The sequence below is a fragment of the Pseudomonas sp. GW821-FHT09C08 genome (assembly GCF_059418125.1).
In genome coordinates this window covers 670,515-688,070 of the sequence record NZ_JBWKPG010000003.1, presented here as the reverse complement: position 1 = coordinate 688,070, position 17,556 = coordinate 670,515, and the positions used below count along the sequence as shown (strand labels likewise).

At 63.0% G+C, this 17,556-nt stretch carries 14 protein-coding genes; 4 read left to right on the top strand and 10 right to left on the bottom strand.

The genetic code is table 11. From position 1 onward, the window contains the following. Positions 1-130 precede the first annotated feature (130 nt). The 10 genes from AC07OJ_RS14200 to bioB all read right to left on the bottom strand — a co-directional run bounded on the left by AC07OJ_RS14200 (position 131) and on the right by bioB (position 12,619). On the bottom strand, positions 131-1,909 hold the full coding sequence (locus AC07OJ_RS14200; RefSeq protein WP_120450198.1) for an acyl-CoA dehydrogenase C-terminal domain-containing protein: 1,779 nt from the start codon (positions 1,907-1,909) through the stop codon (positions 131-133). Positions 1,910-2,156: 247 nt separating this feature from the next. Beyond that, positions 2,157-3,926, bottom strand: a complete 1,770-nt coding sequence (locus AC07OJ_RS14195; RefSeq protein ID WP_495094684.1) for an acyl-CoA dehydrogenase C-terminal domain-containing protein — start codon at positions 3,924-3,926, stop codon at positions 2,157-2,159. 90 nt (positions 3,927-4,016) lie between these two features. After that, positions 4,017-5,306, bottom strand: coding sequence for a GGDEF domain-containing protein (locus tag AC07OJ_RS14190; protein WP_106802463.1), 1,290 nt, complete (start codon positions 5,304-5,306; stop codon positions 4,017-4,019). A 208-nt stretch (positions 5,307-5,514) separates the two neighbouring features. Beyond that, positions 5,515-7,320 carry a phenylacyl-CoA dehydrogenase gene (locus tag AC07OJ_RS14185; protein WP_065904685.1) on the bottom strand — a complete coding sequence of 602 codons (1,806 nt, stop codon included), beginning with the start codon at positions 7,318-7,320 and terminating at the stop codon, positions 5,515-5,517. Between the two features lie 316 nt (positions 7,321-7,636). Then, the gene (locus AC07OJ_RS14180) at positions 7,637-7,918 is read right to left on the bottom strand and encodes a pyrroloquinoline quinone biosynthesis protein PqqE (protein WP_065904687.1); all 282 of its coding nucleotides are present in this window, start codon (positions 7,916-7,918) and stop codon (positions 7,637-7,639) included. Positions 7,919-8,024: 106 nt separating this feature from the next. Continuing rightward, positions 8,025-8,705: a dethiobiotin synthase gene (gene bioD / locus AC07OJ_RS14175; RefSeq protein WP_065904689.1), complete on the bottom strand. Its 681-nt coding sequence runs from the start codon at positions 8,703-8,705 to the stop codon at positions 8,025-8,027. Then, the gene (bioC, locus tag AC07OJ_RS14170) at positions 8,702-9,514 is read right to left on the bottom strand and encodes a malonyl-ACP O-methyltransferase BioC (protein WP_495094683.1); all 813 of its coding nucleotides are present in this window, start codon (positions 9,512-9,514) and stop codon (positions 8,702-8,704) included. The genes bioD and bioC overlap by 4 nt, the downstream gene beginning before the upstream one ends. After that, a complete protein-coding gene (locus AC07OJ_RS14165) occupies positions 9,507-10,238 on the bottom strand; it encodes an alpha/beta fold hydrolase (protein ID WP_495094682.1) in 732 nt (243 codons plus the stop codon). The genes bioC and AC07OJ_RS14165 overlap by 8 nt, the downstream gene beginning before the upstream one ends. After that, positions 10,231-11,400 carry an 8-amino-7-oxononanoate synthase gene (gene bioF / locus AC07OJ_RS14160; RefSeq protein WP_106802459.1) on the bottom strand — a complete coding sequence of 390 codons (1,170 nt, stop codon included), beginning with the start codon at positions 11,398-11,400 and terminating at the stop codon, positions 10,231-10,233. The genes AC07OJ_RS14165 and bioF overlap by 8 nt, the downstream gene beginning before the upstream one ends. A 163-nt stretch (positions 11,401-11,563) precedes the next feature. Beyond that, on the bottom strand, positions 11,564-12,619 hold the full coding sequence (bioB, locus tag AC07OJ_RS14155) for a biotin synthase BioB (RefSeq protein WP_065871819.1): 1,056 nt from the start codon (positions 12,617-12,619) through the stop codon (positions 11,564-11,566). A gap of 92 nt (positions 12,620-12,711) precedes the next feature. On the opposite strand from bioB, the gene AC07OJ_RS14150 reads away from it, so the two are divergent. The 4 genes from AC07OJ_RS14150 to AC07OJ_RS14135 all read left to right on the top strand — a co-directional run bounded on the left by AC07OJ_RS14150 (position 12,712) and on the right by AC07OJ_RS14135 (position 17,534). Next, on the top strand, positions 12,712-13,449 hold the full coding sequence (locus AC07OJ_RS14150) for a ComFC family protein (protein ID WP_065904698.1): 738 nt from the start codon (positions 12,712-12,714) through the stop codon (positions 13,447-13,449). A gap of 57 nt (positions 13,450-13,506) precedes the next feature. Then, positions 13,507-14,271 (top strand): TOBE domain-containing protein, encoded by a 765-nt coding sequence (locus tag AC07OJ_RS14145; RefSeq protein ID WP_120450208.1) that lies wholly within the window; start codon positions 13,507-13,509, stop codon positions 14,269-14,271. Between the two features lie 79 nt (positions 14,272-14,350). Continuing rightward, positions 14,351-16,249 (top strand): PhoX family protein, encoded by a 1,899-nt coding sequence (locus AC07OJ_RS14140; protein WP_495094681.1) that lies wholly within the window; start codon positions 14,351-14,353, stop codon positions 16,247-16,249. Positions 16,250-16,559: 310 nt separating this feature from the next. Continuing rightward, positions 16,560-17,534 (top strand): serine/threonine protein kinase, encoded by a 975-nt coding sequence (locus tag AC07OJ_RS14135; protein WP_065904707.1) that lies wholly within the window; start codon positions 16,560-16,562, stop codon positions 17,532-17,534. The last annotated feature ends 22 nt before the right edge of the window (positions 17,535-17,556 follow it).

The window sequence follows — 17,556 nt, the reverse complement described above, 5'->3', positions numbered from 1 at the left end:
TGTCCGTGTTGTTGCTTTGCGCTTCCTGCGCGACGTCCATGTGAAGTAGATTATCCGTGGATCCAATTTGGCGATAGAGGACGAATAGCAGTACGTCATGTAAGAGAATGCTTACACGACCTCCACGCCGTTAGAACAGGGCTTCATCCAGCAGGAACAGCGATTCGCTGCCGGCTTTGACCGACGCACTCAGTGAATGAATACGGGGCAGCAGGCGGGCGAAGTAGAAGCGCGCGGTCCCCAGTTTGCTGGCGTAGAAATCTTCCTCAGCCTCCTTGCCCAACGCCGCCTTGGCCATGCGCGCCCACATATAGGCATACGCCAGGTAGCCAAAGGCGTGCAGGTACTCCACCGATGCCGCGCCGATTTCATTCGGGTTGGCCTTGGCGCGATCCAGCACCCAGGCGGTCAATTCATCCAGGTTATCCAGCGCCGCGCTGAGCGGACGGGTGAACTCACCCAACTCGGCGCCCGCGGTGGTGATGAACTGGCGGATTTCATCAGCGAACAACCGGTAGAACGCGCCGCCGCTGCCGACGATCTTGCGCCCCATCAAGTCCAGCGCCTGGATGCCGTTGGTGCCTTCGTAGATCTGCGTGATGCGCACATCACGCACCAGCTGCTCCTGGCCCCACTCACGGATGTAACCGTGGCCACCGAACACCTGCTGGCCGAGCACGGTGGTTTCCAGGCCGAGGTCGCTGAGGAACGCCTTGGCCACCGGCGTCAGCAACGCCACCAGGTTATCGGCACGCTCGCGCGCTGCCGCGTCTTCGCTGAACTTGGCGATGTCCAGTTGCGTCGCCACGTAGGTGGAAAACGCCCGGCCGCCTTCGTTGGCGGCTTTCATGGTCAGCAGCATGCGACGCACGTCCGGGTGGACGATGATCGGGTCGGCCACTTTGTCCTTGGCCTGGGCGCCAGTTGGCGCACGGCTTTGCAAACGGTCGCGCGCGTATTCAATCGCGTTCTGGTAGGAGCGCTCGCCCGACGCCAGGCCCTGGATACCCACACCCAGGCGCTCGTAGTTCATCATCGTGAACATCGCCGCCAGCCCACGGTTAGGCTCGCCCACCAGGTAACCCACGGCTGCGTCGAAGTTCATCACACAGGTGGCGGAGGCCTGGATACCCATCTTGTGTTCGATGGAGCCACAGGTCACCGGGTTGCGCGCGCCCAGGCTGCCGTCGGCATTGACCATGAATTTCGGCACCAGGAACAGCGAGATGCCCTTGGGACCGGCCGGCGCGTCCGGCAGTTTGGCCAGCACCAGGTGGATGATGTTTTCAGTGAGGTCGTGTTCGCCACCGGTGATGAAGATCTTGGTCCCGCTGATCGTGTAGGAACCGTCCGCCTGAGGCTCGGCCTTGGTGCGGATGATGCCCAGGTCGGTCCCGGCGTGCGCTTCGGTCAGGCACATGGAACCGGCCCACTCGCCGGAGTACATCTTCGGCAGGTAGGTTGCCTTGAGTTCTTCGCTGGCATGGGTGTTGATCGACACACAGGCGCCGGACGTCAGCATCGGGTACAGCCCGAATGCCAGGCTCGAGGAGTTGATCATCTCTTCGACCTGCGCCGACACCGCCTTGGGCATGCCCATGCCGCCGAAGATCGGATCACCGCCTACGCCCACCCAACCGCCTTCGGCGTAGGTTTTGTAGGCCTGTGGATAACCATCCGGCGTGGTGACTACGCTGTCCGCCCAACGGCAACCCTGCTCATCGCCACCGCGACTGAGCGGGGCGATGGATTTGGCGGTGACTTTGCCAGCTTCTTCGAGGATTGCCTCTACGGTTTCGGCGTCAACGGTGTCTGCCAATGCCGGCAATTGGGCCCAAGTCTTGGCGACCTCAAAAACTTCGTTGAGGACGAAGCGCATATCACGCAGCGGCGCTTTGTAATCAGCCATGGCAAACCTCGTGAGAACGTTAAAAGTAATTCGGTAGGATCGGTTTTACAGGCTCCGAGTGTAACTGAACAACTTTTGAGACACATAGGGTCCATTCGTGACCATTCAGTATTTATAAGTCACACGTGAGTCTAATACGGCAGCGGGCTTGCTCGCGAAGGCGCTGTGTCAGTCACCTGGGGTGCTTCTGACACATGACCTTCGCGAAGCAAGCCCGCTGCGCAGTTAGCGCTTGGAGAATCCGTGCCTACAGTGCAAACAACTGCGCCGGCAAGCTCATCAGACACTCGCTGCCCGCCTCCACAGCGGCGCGGTGAGTCGCTGTACGCGGCAGCAAACGCTTGAAGTAGAAGTCGCAGGTAGCCAGTTTGGCTTGGACAAACTCGGCATCGTCGTGTGCCTGAGCCGCTATTGCCATGCGCAACCACAAGTAGGCCAAGATGATGTAGCCGCTGTACATCAGGTAATCCACGGCCGCTGCGCCGACTTCATCGGGGTTCTTCATCGCGGCGGTGCCGACCTTCACCGTCAACTCGCCCCACTCCTGGTTCAGCTGATTGAGTTGCGCCACATAGGCCTTGAGCTGCGGATGCCCGGCATTCGCCGCGCAGAACTTATGCACAATTTTGGTAAAGCCGCGCAACAACTTGCCCTGGCTGCCGAGCACTTTGCGCCCCAGCAGGTCGAGGGCCTGGATGCCGTTGGTACCTTCATAGATCGGTGCAATCCGCGCATCGCGGGCCAGTTGCTCCATGCCCCATTCGCGGATGTAGCCGTGGCCGCCGAAAATCTGCATGCCGTGGTTGGTCACCTCAAGCCCAGTGTCGGTCATGAACGCCTTGCAGATCGGGGTGAGGAACGCCAGCAGGTCTTCGGCCTCCTGGCGTTGGCCGGCGTCGCTGCCCAAGTGCGCGGTGTCGAGCAATTGCGCGGTGAAATAGGTCAGCGCGCGGTTGCCTTCGTTGAAGGCTTTCATGGTCAGCAACATGCGGCGTACATCGGCATGCACGATGATCGGGTCGGCGGGTTTTTCCGGGGCCTTGGCGCCGGTCAGCGAGCGCATTTGCAGACGGTCGTTGGCGTACTTGACCGCGCCCTGGAAGCTCGCCTCGCCATTGCACAAGCCCTGCATGCCGGTGCCCAGGCGCGCATGGTTCATCATGGTGAACATGCAGTTGAGGCCTTTGTTCGCCTCACCAATCAAGAAGCCCTTGGCACCGTCGAAGTTGAGCACGCAGGTGGCCGAACCCTTGATACCCATCTTGTGCTCGATGGAGCCGCAGTGCACCGCGTTGCGTTCGCCCGAATCGGCATGGAACTTGGGCACGATGAACAACGAGATGCCCTTGGTACCCGCCGGTGCATCCGGCAGCTTGGCCAGCACCAGGTGGATGATATTGGCGCTCATGTCGTGCTCGCCGGCCGAGATGAAGATCTTGCTCCCGGTGAGCGCATAACTGCCATCCGCCTGGGGCACGGCGCGGGTCTTGATCAGGCCCAGGTCGGTGCCGCAATGGGCTTCGGTCAGGCACATGGTGCCGGTCCATTCACCGGCGGTGAGTTTGCCCAGGAACGTGGCCTTCTGTTCGTCGGTGCCGTGGGCGTGGATCGCCGACATCGCGCCGTGGGTCAGGCCCGGGTACATCCCCCAGGAGGTGTTGCTGGAGCCGATCATCTCGCTGAGCACCAGGCCGAGCGATTGCGGCAGGCCCTGGCCACCGTAGGCCGGATCCGCCGCCACGCCATGCCAGCCGCCCTCCACATACTGGGCGAAGGCCTGCTTGAAGCCCTTGGGCGTGGTGACCACGCCATTATCGAAATGGCAGCCTTCTTCATCACCGCTGCGGTTGAGCGGTGCGAGCACGTTCTCGCAGAATCTGGCGCCTTCTTCGAGGATGGCACTGACCATGTCCGGGCTGGCATCCGTCGCGCCCAAGGCCGCGTAGTGGCCGTGGAAATCAAACACGTTGTCGATCAGAAAGCGCATGTCGCGCAGAGGAGCTTTGTACTCAGGCATGGCAATGTCTCCGGCAGCAGATGGTTTTAACCTACTGCCGGCCGGCGCCCCGGACAATCACTGTAGAACCGCTGAATACAGCGCCATCACTCAACCGGCAGCGCTCTCCGTGCGCACGGCGCCACGTCGGGTTTGCCCGGCCGCCACCACACAGTTACGCCCGGCGCCCTTGGCGGCGTACAGCGCCTGGTCGGCGGTCTTGAGCACTTCTTCGGGGGAGCGCTGCTCGGCCTGGCGCTCGGCCACGCCGATGCTGATAGTCACCGACACACTCGATGCGCCGCTGCCGGCACGGCGCTGACGGCCCTGATGATCGTCCTGGGGACGGTCCGAGTTGCGCAGCTTGATGTCGTAGTCGGCGATGATCTCGCGAATCTCTTCCAGGTGCGGCATGCACTCATCCAGGGTCTTGCCGGCGAAGACCACGGCGAATTCCTCACCGCCATAGCGATAGGCACGCCCACCGCCGTTGACCTTGGACAGTTTGCTCGCCACCAGGCGCAGCACCTGGTCGCCTACGTCATGGCCGTGGGTGTCGTTGAAGCGCTTGAAGTGGTCGACATCGCTCATCGCCAGCACGTAGTTGCGCCCCAAGCGCTGCATGCGCTCATTCAGCGCTCGGCGCCCCGGCAAGCCGGTCAGCTCGTCGCGGAAGGCCATTTGATAAGCCTCGTGGGCCACGCCGGCGGCGATCATCAGCATCACCTGGCTGCACATGATGTTCAGGGTAAACGGCAGGATGAAGGTTTGCGGCAGCATCCAGAACAACCCCAGCAACCCCACCAGTTGCGCCGCGTGCAGCGGGCGCGGCTGGTACCAGTACTGGGCGGCGAGGGTCAGGAAGCCGATCAGGAACATCGGGTACGACAGCTGGATCAGGCTCATCCAGGTGCCATGCAGCGCCGGCCAGCGAATCTCTGCCAGCCAGTTCAGCACCGCCTGGGGATAACTTTGCTCCAGCGCCAATGCCACGCTGCCGACCGCCAGCAGCACCGCGCCACGGGCGACGAAGTCACGGAACAGGTGGGTCTTCTCCTGCCAGAGCGCGTAGATGCTGAAGAGCAGTGGCAACAACAGGCAACACAAGTGAAACACCACGGCGGCGTCTTCGCGCACGCGCCCATTGTCACGGTAAAAGTCGGTCTGGGTGTCGAGCAGGAAATAGGCGATGTACACCGTGATCATCAAGAACAGTTCACGTTGGCGGCGATACACCGCGCAGTACGAACCGCCGAGCAACAGCACCAGGGTCGGCAGCACGTTGAACAGCGAGGTGAAAAAGACGTTGAGATCCTTGACGTACGCAGCCGAGAGCCCGGCCAGCAAGAGCAGCAACGAAGGGAGAAAATGACTGAAACGTACAGCGGACACGCGTGACAAGGGTAAAGCTCCGACCCGCAAAGAAGTAATGGCACTGTGCCTTCACGCAGACAGTTAAGCACAACCTGTGTGACATGTATCACATTGCCATCACTTTAACGGCAGCCTGCGGCAATCCCTGAGCGCATTACTGCGGTTTTTTCTCACGCATAAAAAAACCGCCGCGCCTCAAAAGGCGCGGCGGTTTGTTCAGGCGACCCGGTAAGGCTTAGTAAGCCAGGCCGAAGTCCTCTTCTTTCATGTCCATCAGGTTGTTGGCGCCCGACAGCATGGTGGCCACGTGGGTACGAGTCCGTGGCAGGATGCGCTGGAAGTAGAAGCGCGCAGTTTGCAGCTTGGCGGTGTAGAACGCCTCTTCGGTGGTGCCGGCAGCCAGTTTCTCGGCGGCCAGGCGGGCCATGTCGGCCCAGAAGTAGGCCAGGCAGGCGTAACCCGAGTACATCAGGTAATCCACCGACGCCGCACCGACTTCTTCACGGTCTTTCATCGCGGCCATGCCGACCTTCATGGTCAACTCGCCCCACTCTTTGTTCAGCGCGGCCAGCGGCGCAACGAATTCCTTGACGGCCTCGTTGCCTTCGTTGGCCTGGCAGAACTTGTGCACGATCTTGGTGAAGCCCTTGAGCGCTTCGCCCTGGGTCATCAGCACTTTACGGCCGAGCAGGTCCAGCGCCTGGATGCCGGTGGTGCCTTCGTACAACATCGAGATGCGGCTGTCGCGAACGTTCTGCTCCATGCCCCACTCGGCGATGAAGCCGTGGCCGCCGTAGATCTGCACGCCGTGGTTGGCCGATTCAAAACCGACTTCGGTCATGAACGCCTTGGCGATCGGAGTCATGAAGGCCAACAAGCCATCAGCCTGTTTCTTGGCGTCTTCGTCGGTGCCGTACTTGACGATGTCCACTTGCTTGGCGGTGAAGTACACCATCGCACGGTTACCTTCGGCGAAGGCTTTCATGGTCAGCAGCATGCGGCGCACGTCAGGGTGCACGATGATCGGGTCAGCGGCTTTGTCCGGGGCTTTCGGGCCGGTCAGCGAACGCATTTGCAGGCGGTCGCGAGCGTACTTCAGGCCGCCCTGGAAGCCGATCTCGGCGTGGGACAGGCCTTGCAGCGCGGTACCCAGGCGAGCGGTGTTCATAAAGGTGAACATGCAGTTCAGGCCTTTGTTCGCCGGGCCGATCAGGAAACCGGTGGCCGCGTCGAAGTTCATCACGCAGGTGGCGTTGCCGTGGATGCCCATCTTGTGTTCCAGGGAGCCACAGGTCACTGCGTTGCGCGCACCGATCGAGCCGTCTGCGTTAGGCAGGAACTTGGGCACGATGAACAGCGAGATACCTTTGGTACCCGCCGGTGCATCCGGCAGGCGGGCCAGCACGATGTGGACGATGTTGTCGGCCATGTCGTGTTCACCGGCCGAGATGAAGATCTTGGTGCCGGACACTTTGTAGGAACCGTCGGCCTGAGGCTCAGCCTTGGTGCGCAGCATGCCCAGGTCGGTGCCGCAGTGTGGCTCGGTCAGGCACATGGTGCCGGTCCATTCGCCCGACACCAGCTTGGTCAGGTAAGCGGTTTGCTGCTCGGGGGTGCCGTGCTCGGAAATAGTGTTCATCGCACCGTGGGACAGGCCCGGGTACATGCCCCACGACCAGTTGGCCGCGCCAACCATTTCGCTGACCGCCAGGCCCAGGGATTCCGGCAGGCCTTGGCCGCCGTGCTCGACGTCATGGGCCAGGCTTGGCCAGCCGCCTTCGACGAACTGTTTGTAGGCTTCTTTGAAACCGGTAGGGGTCTTAACGCCTGACTCGCTCCAGGTACACCCTTCGATGTCGCCCACGCGGTTCAACGGTGCCAGCACTTGCTCACAGAACTTGGCGCCTTCTTCGAGGATGGCGTCAACCATGTCCGGGGTAGCGTCCTGGCAAGCCGGCAGGCTCTGATAGTGCGCTTCATAACCGAGCAGTTCGTCACGAACGAAGCGAATATCACGCAAGGGGGCCTTGTAGTCAGGCATAGCGATAAACCTCTGCTGATGAATCTGGAATGAACAACCGCATGGATTTGTTGTGGCGGTCAAACAGGTGTTTGAAACATACGTTTACGACCTGGGGTTGTCAAGCATCGTCCCGACGCCGTTTGTCATGACGCGCATCAATGCCACGCACGGCAAAGCCTGCGGCGGGATGCCACAAGGCGCTCAGGAGAGAAATAGAACCGCAGGAGCTGGCTTGCCTGCTTTACAGGCGCCGCGGGGTATCAAGGGGACCAGTAGAGGCTATCGCAGGCACGCCAGCTCCCACAGAAGAACCGGCCTACCTGGAAAGAGGGGATCAGGCGTAGGTGTCGATCAGCGTGCCGAGCATTTCATCCGAAGCCTTGGCGACTTTGGCGCCCAGCTCCACTTGAAACTTGCCTTCGGCCATTTCGACCATATTGCTGGCCGAGTTGGAAGGCTGGGCCCGGTCGTTGGCGCGAAGACGATCGATCTGCGCATCCGACGGTTGGGTAGTCGCGGCGCTGGCAATTTTGCCGGCGGCCTGGTCGACACGGTTCTGCCCGGTCTGAATGCTGCTCAGGCCCGAGTAAAACGCGCTGCTTCCAGAGATTTCCATGGCGTAAGCCTGCCTTTAGAGAATCGTGAACGCTGATTGAAGCAGAGAAACCGGCAAAACGCCCGTCAAAAACACTAATGGCATAATGCCTTGTCGATAGCCAAAATCAGTCAAGCAGGTCCAACTGCAGGTGCTGCGCCACGGCTTCGGCGCTGGCGTGCTTGAGTTTCGGCACGCGGCCCAGGCACGGTGCGGGCAAGCGTTCGGCCAGGGTAGCGAGGTTTTCTTCCAGACGAGAGGTCTTGGGATCGATGATATTCGCCACCCAACCCGCCAGCGGCAAACCGTCCCGCGCGATGGCTTCGGCGGTGAGCAAGGCATGGCTGATACAGCCCAGGCGCACGCCGACGACCAGAATCACCGGCAGCTTGAGCGCCATCGCCAAGTCCGACAGGTTGTCCTGGTCGGCCAACGGTACGCGCCAGCCGCCTGCGCCTTCGATCAAGGTGAAATCTGCTTGCCGCGCCAGGATCTGCTGCATGGGCTTCAACAGCGATTGCACGGTCAGCGCCACCCCCGCCTCGCGCGCGGCCAGGTGTGGGGCGATGGCAGGCTCGAACGCCACCGGATTGACCTCGGCATAACTCAGCGGCAATGAACATTCGGCCAGCAGCGCCAGCGCGTCCGCGTTGCGCAAACCTTTGGGCGTGACCTGGCAACCGGAGGCCACCGGCTTTCCGGCGGCGGTGCTTTTGCCGAGCTGGCGTGCGGCGTGCAACAGGCCGGCGGCGACGGTGGTCTTGCCGACATCGGTGTCGGTGCCAGTGATGAAGTAGGCGGCGCTCATAGAGGTTTCTCCAGTACGGCATACACCACTTGGTAAGTCGCCGGCAGGCCCTGGGCCTGGCGGAACTGCTCGTAAGCGTTCACCAGTGCAACAATCCGCGCGCGCCCCGTCAACCCTCCCGGGCGACCCGGGTTGAGGTTATGCGCACCCAATGCCTTCAATTCGTGGGTGAGGCTGCGCACATCCGGGTAATGCAGCACATGCGGGCGACGCTCCAGGCTCACCACGCGCAAGCCGCTGGCGGCGCACAACTGCTGATACGCCTCGAACGTGCGGAAGCGATTGACGTGAACCAGCCCGTCGACGGCGCGCCAGCTGTCGCGCAGCTCACCCAGGGTGCCCACGCACAAGCTCGCAAACGCCAACACACCGCCGGGCCGCAGCACGCGCCAGGCTTCGCTGAGTACAGCGTCGAAATTCGCACACCATTGCACCGCCAGGCTGGAGAAGATCAGCCCACAACTCTCGTCTTTCAACGGCAGGCGCTCGGCATCACCGGCGATGAAATGCTCGGCCCCGCCCAGTGGACGCGCGTGGTTGAGCATGCCTTCGGCGATATCCAGGGCCACGCCCTGGCTGGCTGGCAATAACCCCGCCAGCGCGCGGCTGAAATAGCCGGTGCCACAGCCCATGTCCAGCCAACGATCTGGCGCGATAGCCGCCGGCAGGCGCGCCAGCAGCGCATGCCCTACCGCGCGCTGCAACTCGGCGACGCTGTCATAACTGGCCGCCGCGCGGGAAAAGGAAGCCGCCACCTGGCGCTTGTCCGGCAACGCGCCGGGCAAGGAAGGCTGGGATAGATCAGTCATCGACGCACTCATGCAAAAAAGCCTGGATGGCCCCCGCCACACCGTGGGGGTCTTCCAGAAGAAAAGCGTGACCGGCCTGTTCAATCAGGCCGATTTCAACATCGGGCAGCAGGGCCAGCAAGTGGCTGGCGGCCTCGGCGGGGACCAGTTCGTCCAACCCGGCAAACAGGTGCAACTGCGGGCCGCGATAGGCCAGCAAGGCTTCGCGGGTGTCCAGTTGGGCGAGCAGCTCCAGGCCGCTCATCAATGCGCTGGACGGCGTAGTCGGTGCCCCGCTGACCAACAGGCGCGCCAGCCCGCGCGGGTCTTCGGCCCCCTTGGCGCACAGCAGGCCGAAGCGTTTGAGGGTCACCTGTGAGTCGGCATGGCAACCGGCGAGAAACGCATCGAAGGTCTCGGCGGGCATCGCACTGGGCCAGCCGTCATGGGCGACAAAACACGGATTGCTAGCCAACGTCAGCAGGCCGCAGCAGCGCTCGCCGCGACGCGCCGCCAGCTCAGAGGCGAGCATGCCGCCCAAGGACCAGCCGCCCAGCCAGGCGTTGTCCGGCAGCGTGGCGTCGAGTTCGTCGAGCCACTCATCCACGTCGCTGGAAGCCAGCAGCGGCAAGGGCTCGATCTGCACCCGCAGGTGCGCATCAATCCCGTGCAAGGCGGCGGCCAGGGGTTCCAGCGGTGATACGCCAAGGCCCCAGCCGGGCAGCAATATCAGTCGATCACGCATGGTCGGACTCCAAGCGAAAACACGCTTCCAACGCGTTTAACAATAGCTGCACCTGCGCTGCGCTGTGGGCCGCCGTCAAGGTCACGCGTAAACGTGCACTGCCGGCCGGCACGGTGGGCGGACGGATCGCGGTAACCATCAGCCCGCGCTCGCGCAGCCGCTGGGACAGGCGCACAGCCTTGGCGCTGTCGCCAATCAGGATGGGCTGGATCGGCGTAAAGCTGTCCATCAAGTCCAGGCCGAGCTGCTCGGCGCCCTGGCGGAACTGGCGAATCAGGCCATTGAGGTGCTCGCGGCGCCAATGCTCGGTGCGCAGCAACTCCAGGCTTTTCAGCGTGGCGCAGGCGAGCGCCGGCGGCTGGCTGGTGGTGTAGATGTAGGGCCGGGCGAATTGGATCAGGCTTTCGATCAGCTCCTCGCTGCCGGCGACAAACGCGCCGGCGGTGCCGAACGCTTTGCCGAGGGTGCCGACCAACACCGGCACGTCCTCCTGGCTCAAGCCGAAATGCTCGACAATCCCACCCCCATTGGCGCCCAGCGGGCCGAAGCCGTGCGCGTCATCCACCATCAGCCAGGCGCCCTTGGCCCGGGCTTCACGGGCCAGTGCCGGCAAGTCGGCGAGATCGCCGTCCATGCTGAACACGCCATCGGTGACCACCAGGGTATTGCCGGTGGCTTTCTCCAGGCGCTTGGCCAGGCTGGCGGGGTCGTTGTGGAGGTAGCGATTGAAACGCGCCCCGGACAGTAGCCCGGCATCCAGCAAGGAGGCGTGGTTGAGGCGATCTTCCAACACCGTATCGCCCTGCCCGACCAGCGCCGTGACGGCGCCAAGGTTGGCCATGTAGCCGGTGGTGAACAGCAAGGCGCGTGGACGCCCGGTGAGGTCGGCCAACGCTTCTTCCAGCTCATGGTGCGGCGTGGCGTGCCCGACCACCAGGTGCGAAGCGCCGCCGCCCACGCCCCAGCGGGACGCACCGGCGCGCCAGGCTTCGATCACTTGCGGGTGATTGGCCAGGCCGAGGTAATCGTTGTTACAGAAAGCCAGCAACGGCTGGCCATCCACCACCACTTCCGGGCCTTGGGGGCTGCCGAGCAAGGGGCGTTGGCGATAAAGGTGTTCGGCACGGCGGGCAGCGAGGCGCGCGGCGAGATCGAAAGACATGCAGGCCTCGGCAGATCAAGGAACTTGAGACTGAATGCGATCAACTGTGGGCGCGGGCTTGCTCGCGAAGGCGGTGGGTCAGTCAGCACATCTGACACTGATACACCGCCTTCGCGAGCAAGCCCGCTCCCACCTTTGGAATGCATTCCAATAGAGGGCGGCGTCAAACCACGGCGTTATAGAACTGCTCGCTGCTCTTCTGCTCCACCAACGCCTGCTCGATCGCCGCCTGGTGCACTTCATCGGCGTGCTCTTCGCGCGCTTCCGGCAGGATGCCCAGGCGTGAGAACAGCTGCATGTCCTTGTCGGCCTGTGGGTTGGCGGTGGTCAGCAGTTTGTCGCCGTAGAAAATCGAGTTGGCGCCGGCGAAGAATGCCAGTGCCTGCATCTGCTCGTTCATCGCCTCGCGGCCGGCCGACAGCCGCACATGGGATTGCGGCATCAGGATGCGCGCCACGGCGAGCATGCGAATGAAGTCGAACGGGTCGATATCTTCGGCGTTTTCCAGCGGCGTGCCGGCGACTTTCACCAGCATGTTGATCGGCACCGATTCTGGATGCTCCGGCAGGTTGGCCAGCTGGATCAGCAGGTTGGCGCGGTCATCCAGCGACTCACCCATGCCGAGGATGCCACCGGAGCAAATCTTCATCCCCGAGTCACGTACGTAGGCCAGGGTTTGCAGGCGCTCGCCGTAAGTGCGGGTGGTGATGATCGAGCCGTAGAACTCCGGCGAGGTGTCGAGGTTGTGGTTGTAATAGTCGAGGCCGGCCTGGGCCAGGGCTTCGGTCTGGTCCTGGTCGAGACGGCCAAGGGTCATGCAGGTTTCCAGGCCCATGGCCTTCACCCCTTTGACCATCTGCAGCACGTAGGGCATGTCTTTGGCCGACGGGTGCTTCCACGCCGCGCCCATGCAGAAACGCGTTGAGCCGATGGCTTTGGCGCGGGCGGCCTCTTCGAGGACCTTCTGCACCTCCATCAGCTTTTCTTTTTCCAGGCCGGTGTTGTAGTGGCCCGACTGCGGACAATATTTGCAATCTTCCGGGCAGGCGCCGGTCTTGATCGACAGCAAGGTCGACACTTGCACGCGGTTGGCGTCGAAATGCGCGCGGTGCACGGTCTGCGCTTGGAACAACAGGTCATTGAACGGCTGCACGAACAACGCTTTGACTTCGGCTAAGGACCAATCGTGACGCAACGTGGCGGTGGTGCTGGCGCTCATGGGCGATTCCTTGATTATGCTTGGGCAGGCGCTGCGGGAAGGGCAATACCCACAAGCGCGACACGGATGCTCGGCATATTTAAGGAAGATTCATGCACTGTCAACCCGACTACAAACACAAGGTTTACATCTGGTTAAAAAACACACAGACATGTTTACTCTGTGATGAAAGCACCCAAACAGCCGAGTGCGTGTGCACTGCCTGCGAATCGCAATTGCCCTGGCTGACGGAACACTGCGAGGTGTGCGCCCTGCCGTTGCCCATGGACGGGTTGATCTGCGGCCAATGCCAGCGCCAGCCGCCGGCCTTTAAACAAGTGGTCGCGCCCTTCACCTTCAGTTTTCCCGTCGACACCATGATCACCCGTTTCAAGCATCAGGCCCGCTGGCCACTCGGGCACCTGCTGGGCCGCTTGCTGGGTCAGCACCTGCGCCATCGCCTGGACAACGCCGAACTCAGCCGCCCCGATTGCCTGCTGCCGGTGCCCATGGCGCGCAAACGCCTGCGCGAACGCGGTTACAACCAGGCGCTGATGCTCGCGCGCTGGCTCAGCGAGGAGCTGGACATCGGCGTTGATGAACACCTGCTGCTGCGCCCCCAGGAAACCGTCGCGCAACAGGCGCTGGACGCCAAGACCCGACGACGCAACCTGCTCGGCGCTTTCGCCCTGGCGCCCGGCGCGCTGGTGCAGGGCCGGCACTTTGCGCTGGTGGACGATGTACTCACCACCGGAGCCACCGCCCACAGCCTGGCGCGCCTGCTGCTGAGCGCCGGGGCGCGGCAGGTCGATGTGTATTGCCTGGCGCGCACGCCCAAACCGGGCGGCTGACTTGACTCCCGCGCGCCAGCGCTGCAACGTCCACTCATCTCAACGAAGCGTGTGCCCATGTCCCTGCCGACTTCCCTCAGCCAACACATTATCCGTCGCCCCCAGCGCATCGCATTGCTGGGGCATATCGCCGAGCAGGGCTCCATCACCCGTGCCGCCAAGAGTGCCGGCCTGAGTTACAAGGCGGCCTGGGACGCCATCGACGAGCTCAACAACCTGGCGCAAAAACCGCTGGTCGAGCGCAGCGTCGGTGGCAAGGGCGGGGGCGGCGCCAAGCTGACGGCCGAAGGCGAGCGCGTGTTGCGCCTTTACCAGCGCCTGCAAATGTTGCAGGCCGAGGTGCTGGGTTCGGATGAGGCCGCCAGCGACTTCAGCCTGCTCGGCCGCTTGATGCTGCGCACCAGCGCGCGTAACCAGTTGCACGGGCAAGTGATCGCCATCGAGCAGCATGGCCGCAACGACCTGATCTGCCTGCAACTGGCCGGCGGACTTACCCTGCAAGCGCAAATCACCCACGACAGCACGCAACGGCTGGAGCTGGAAATGGGCGTCGAAGTGGTCGCGCTGATCAAGGCGGGCTGGCTGGAACTGCTCGCTCCGGAACAAGCTGCAACACCTGGACACAATTGCATGGGCGGCAGCGTCGAGGCCATTCTCGAGGCCGAGGACGGCCCCAGCGAAGTGCGCATCGCCTTGCCCACTGGCCAGGTTTTATGCGCCCTGGCCCAGCCCGACGCACTCAAGGCCCTGGGTGCCGTGGAAGGAAAGACGCTCCAGGTGCAATTTGCGCCGAGCAATGTGCTGCTCGGCACACCGGTGTAGCAACGCCCCGCCTTCAAACTGCAACAATTTCGTCACGCCCGCTCCTTAAGGTGTCTGCAAAAACCGCAGGGAGCCTGAGATGAGCCTATTAGAAGAAAACCAAGCCACCGACCTCGAGCAGATGGTCGGCCTTACCCGCCGCCGCTTTATCGGCGCCGGCGCCCTGTGCGGTGCCGCGATGTTCCTCGGCGGCAACCTGCTGAGCCGCAGCGCATTGGCCGTCAACGCCGCCACAGCCAGCCCGTTGCTGGGCTTTACCAGCATCGCCGCCGCCACCAGCGACGCCATCACCCTGCCGCCCGGCTACAGCGCCTCGGTGCTGATCAGCTGGGGCCAGCCACTGCACAAGAACGCGCCGGCGTTCGACCCGTCCGGCAACGGCACCGCCAAGGCCCAGGAGCAGCAGTTCGGTGACAACAACGACGGCATGAGCCTGTTCGCCTTCCCCGGCGACGATCACCGCGCGCTGATGGCGATCAACAACGAATACACCAACTATCGCTACCTCTTCGCCCACGGCGGTGCGCCGCAGTCGGCCGAAGACGTGCACAAGGCCCAGGCCAGCGAAGGCGTGTCGGTGATCGAAGTGCAGCGCAAAGGTGACAGCTGGCAGTTCGTCCAGGACTCGCGCTACAACCGCCGCATCCACGGCAACTCGCCGATCCGCGTAGGGGGCCCCGCTGCCGGCCACGCCTGGCTGAAAACCGCTGCCGACAAGTCAGGCAAGCAGGTGCTGGGCACCTTTCAGAACTGCGCCAACGGCAAGACGCCGTGGGGCACTTACCTGACGTGCGAGGAGAACTTCACCGACTGTTTCGGCAGCAGTAACCCCCAGCAAAGCTTCGACGCCGGGCAGAAACGCTACGGCGTGGTGGCCGCCAGCAAAGACATCAACTGGCACCTGCATGACCCGCGCTTCGACATCGCCAAAAACCCCAACGAGTTCAACCGCCACGGCTGGGTGGTGGAGATCGACCCGTTCGACCCGCACTCCACGCCGGTCAAGCGTACCGCCCTGGGCCGCTTCAAACACGAGAACGCCGCCCTCGCCGAAACCCGCGACGGCCGCGCCGTGGTGTACATGGGCGATGATGAACGCGGTGAGTTCATCTACAAATTCGTCAGCCGCGACAAGATCAACCACAAGAATCCGAAGGCCAACAAAGACCTGCTCGACCACGGCACCTTGTACGTGGCGATCTTCGATGCAGGCGACGGCGATGCCGACCACCCCAAGGGCAAGGGCCAATGGGTCGAGCTGACCCACGGCAAAAACGGCATCGATGCCGGCAGCGGTTTTGCCAGCCAGGCTGAAGTGCTGATCCACGCCCGCCTGGCCGCCAGCGTGGTGAAAGCCACGCGCATGGACCGCCCGGAATGGATCGTGGTCAGCCCCACCGACGGCCAGGTCTATTGCACCCTGACCAACAACGCCAAGCGTGGCGAAGACGGCCAGCCGGTGGGCGGCCCCAACCCGCGTGAAAAGAACGTCTACGGCCAGATCCTGCGCTGGAAGGCGGATGCCGATAACCACGGTGCCAACACCTTCAGCTGGGACCTGTTTGTGGTCGCCGGCAACCCCGGTGTGCATGCCGGCACGCCAAAAGGCGGTTCGTCGAATATCAACCCGCAGAACATGTTCAACAGCCCCGACGGGCTGGGGTTCGACAAAGCCGGACGCCTGTGGATCCTCACCGACGGCGACTACAGCAACGCGGGCGACTTCGCCGGCATGGGCAATAACCAGATGCTGTGCGCCGACCCGAGTACCGGTGAGATTCGCCGCTTCATGGTCGGACCGGTGGCCTGTGAGGTGACGGGGATCAGCTTTTCGCCGGATCAGAAGACCCTGTTTGTGGGGATTCAGCACCCGGGCGAAACGGGCGGTTCGACGTGGCCGGAGCATCTGCCCAACGGCAAGCCGCGCTCGTCGGTGATGGCGATTCGGCGGGATGATGGTGGCGTCGTGGGCGCCTGATAGGCCGTCATCGCGGGCAAGCCCGCTCCCACGCTGGGCGCATTCCAAACTGGGACGTGGGCGGATGCTAATTGCATCTGCGGGGTTGGGGGTGTCTGGTAGGCCGTCTTCGCGGGCAAGCCCGCTCCCACAGGTGGACGCATTCCAGCCTGGGGACGTGGGCGGATTGGACGCCGGTGCATGCTGGAACTGGGTCAACTGTGGGAGCGGGCTTGCCCGCGAAGGCGTCCGCACAGCCACCACCTATCTCTGCCCGTGTGCGTTACCATACCCGGCCGGACGCGGCGCTCTGCTGCGCGCAGGAGTTCGCATGGCCCATCCGTTTGAAACACTCACCCCCGACCTGGTGCTCGACGCCGTCGAAAGCATCGGTTTCCTCAGCGATGCGCGCGTTCTCGCGCTCAACAGCTACGAAAACCGTGTCTACCAGGTGGGCATCGAAGACGCCGAACCGCTGATCGCCAAGTTCTACCGCCCCCAGCGCTGGACCAACGAAGCGATCCTCGAAGAACACCGCTTCACCTTTGAACTGGCCGAGTGCGAAGTCCCGGTGGTTGCGCCGCTGATCCACAATGGCGAAAGCCTGTTCGAACACGCAGGTTTCCGCTTCACCCTGTTTCCTCGCCGTGGCGGCCGTGCGCCGGAGCCGGGCAATCTCGATCAACTCTATCGCCTCGGGCAATTGCTCGGCCGCTTGCACGCGGTGGGGGCCACGCGCCCGTTCGAACACCGCGAAGCCTTGGGCGTGAAGAACTTCGGCCACGATTCCCTCACCACCCTGCTGGAAGGCAACTTCATCCCCAAGAGCCTGTTGCCAGCCTATGAATCGGTGGCCCGCGACCTGCTCAAGCGGGTGGAAGAGGTGTACAAGGCCACCCCGCACAAGAACATCCGCATGCACGGCGATTGCCACCCCGGCAACATGATGTGCCGCGACGAGATGTTCCATATCGTCGACCTCGATGACTGCCGCATGGGCCCGGCCGTGCAGGACCTGTGGATGATGCTCGCCGGCGACCGCCAGGAATGCCTGGGGCAGCTGTCAGAACTGATGGACGGTTACCAGGAATTCCACGACTTCGACCCGCGTGAACTCGCGCTGATCGAACCGCTGCGCGCCTTGCGCCTGATGCACTACAGCGCCTGGCTGGCACGACGCTGGGATGACCCGGCGTTTCCCCACAGCTTCCCGTGGTTCGGCAGTGAGCGGTACTGGGGCGATCAGGTGCTGGCGTTGCGCGAACAGCTCTCGGCGCTCAACGAAGAACCGCTGAAACTGTTCTGACCGAAATGCCCCTGTGGGAGCT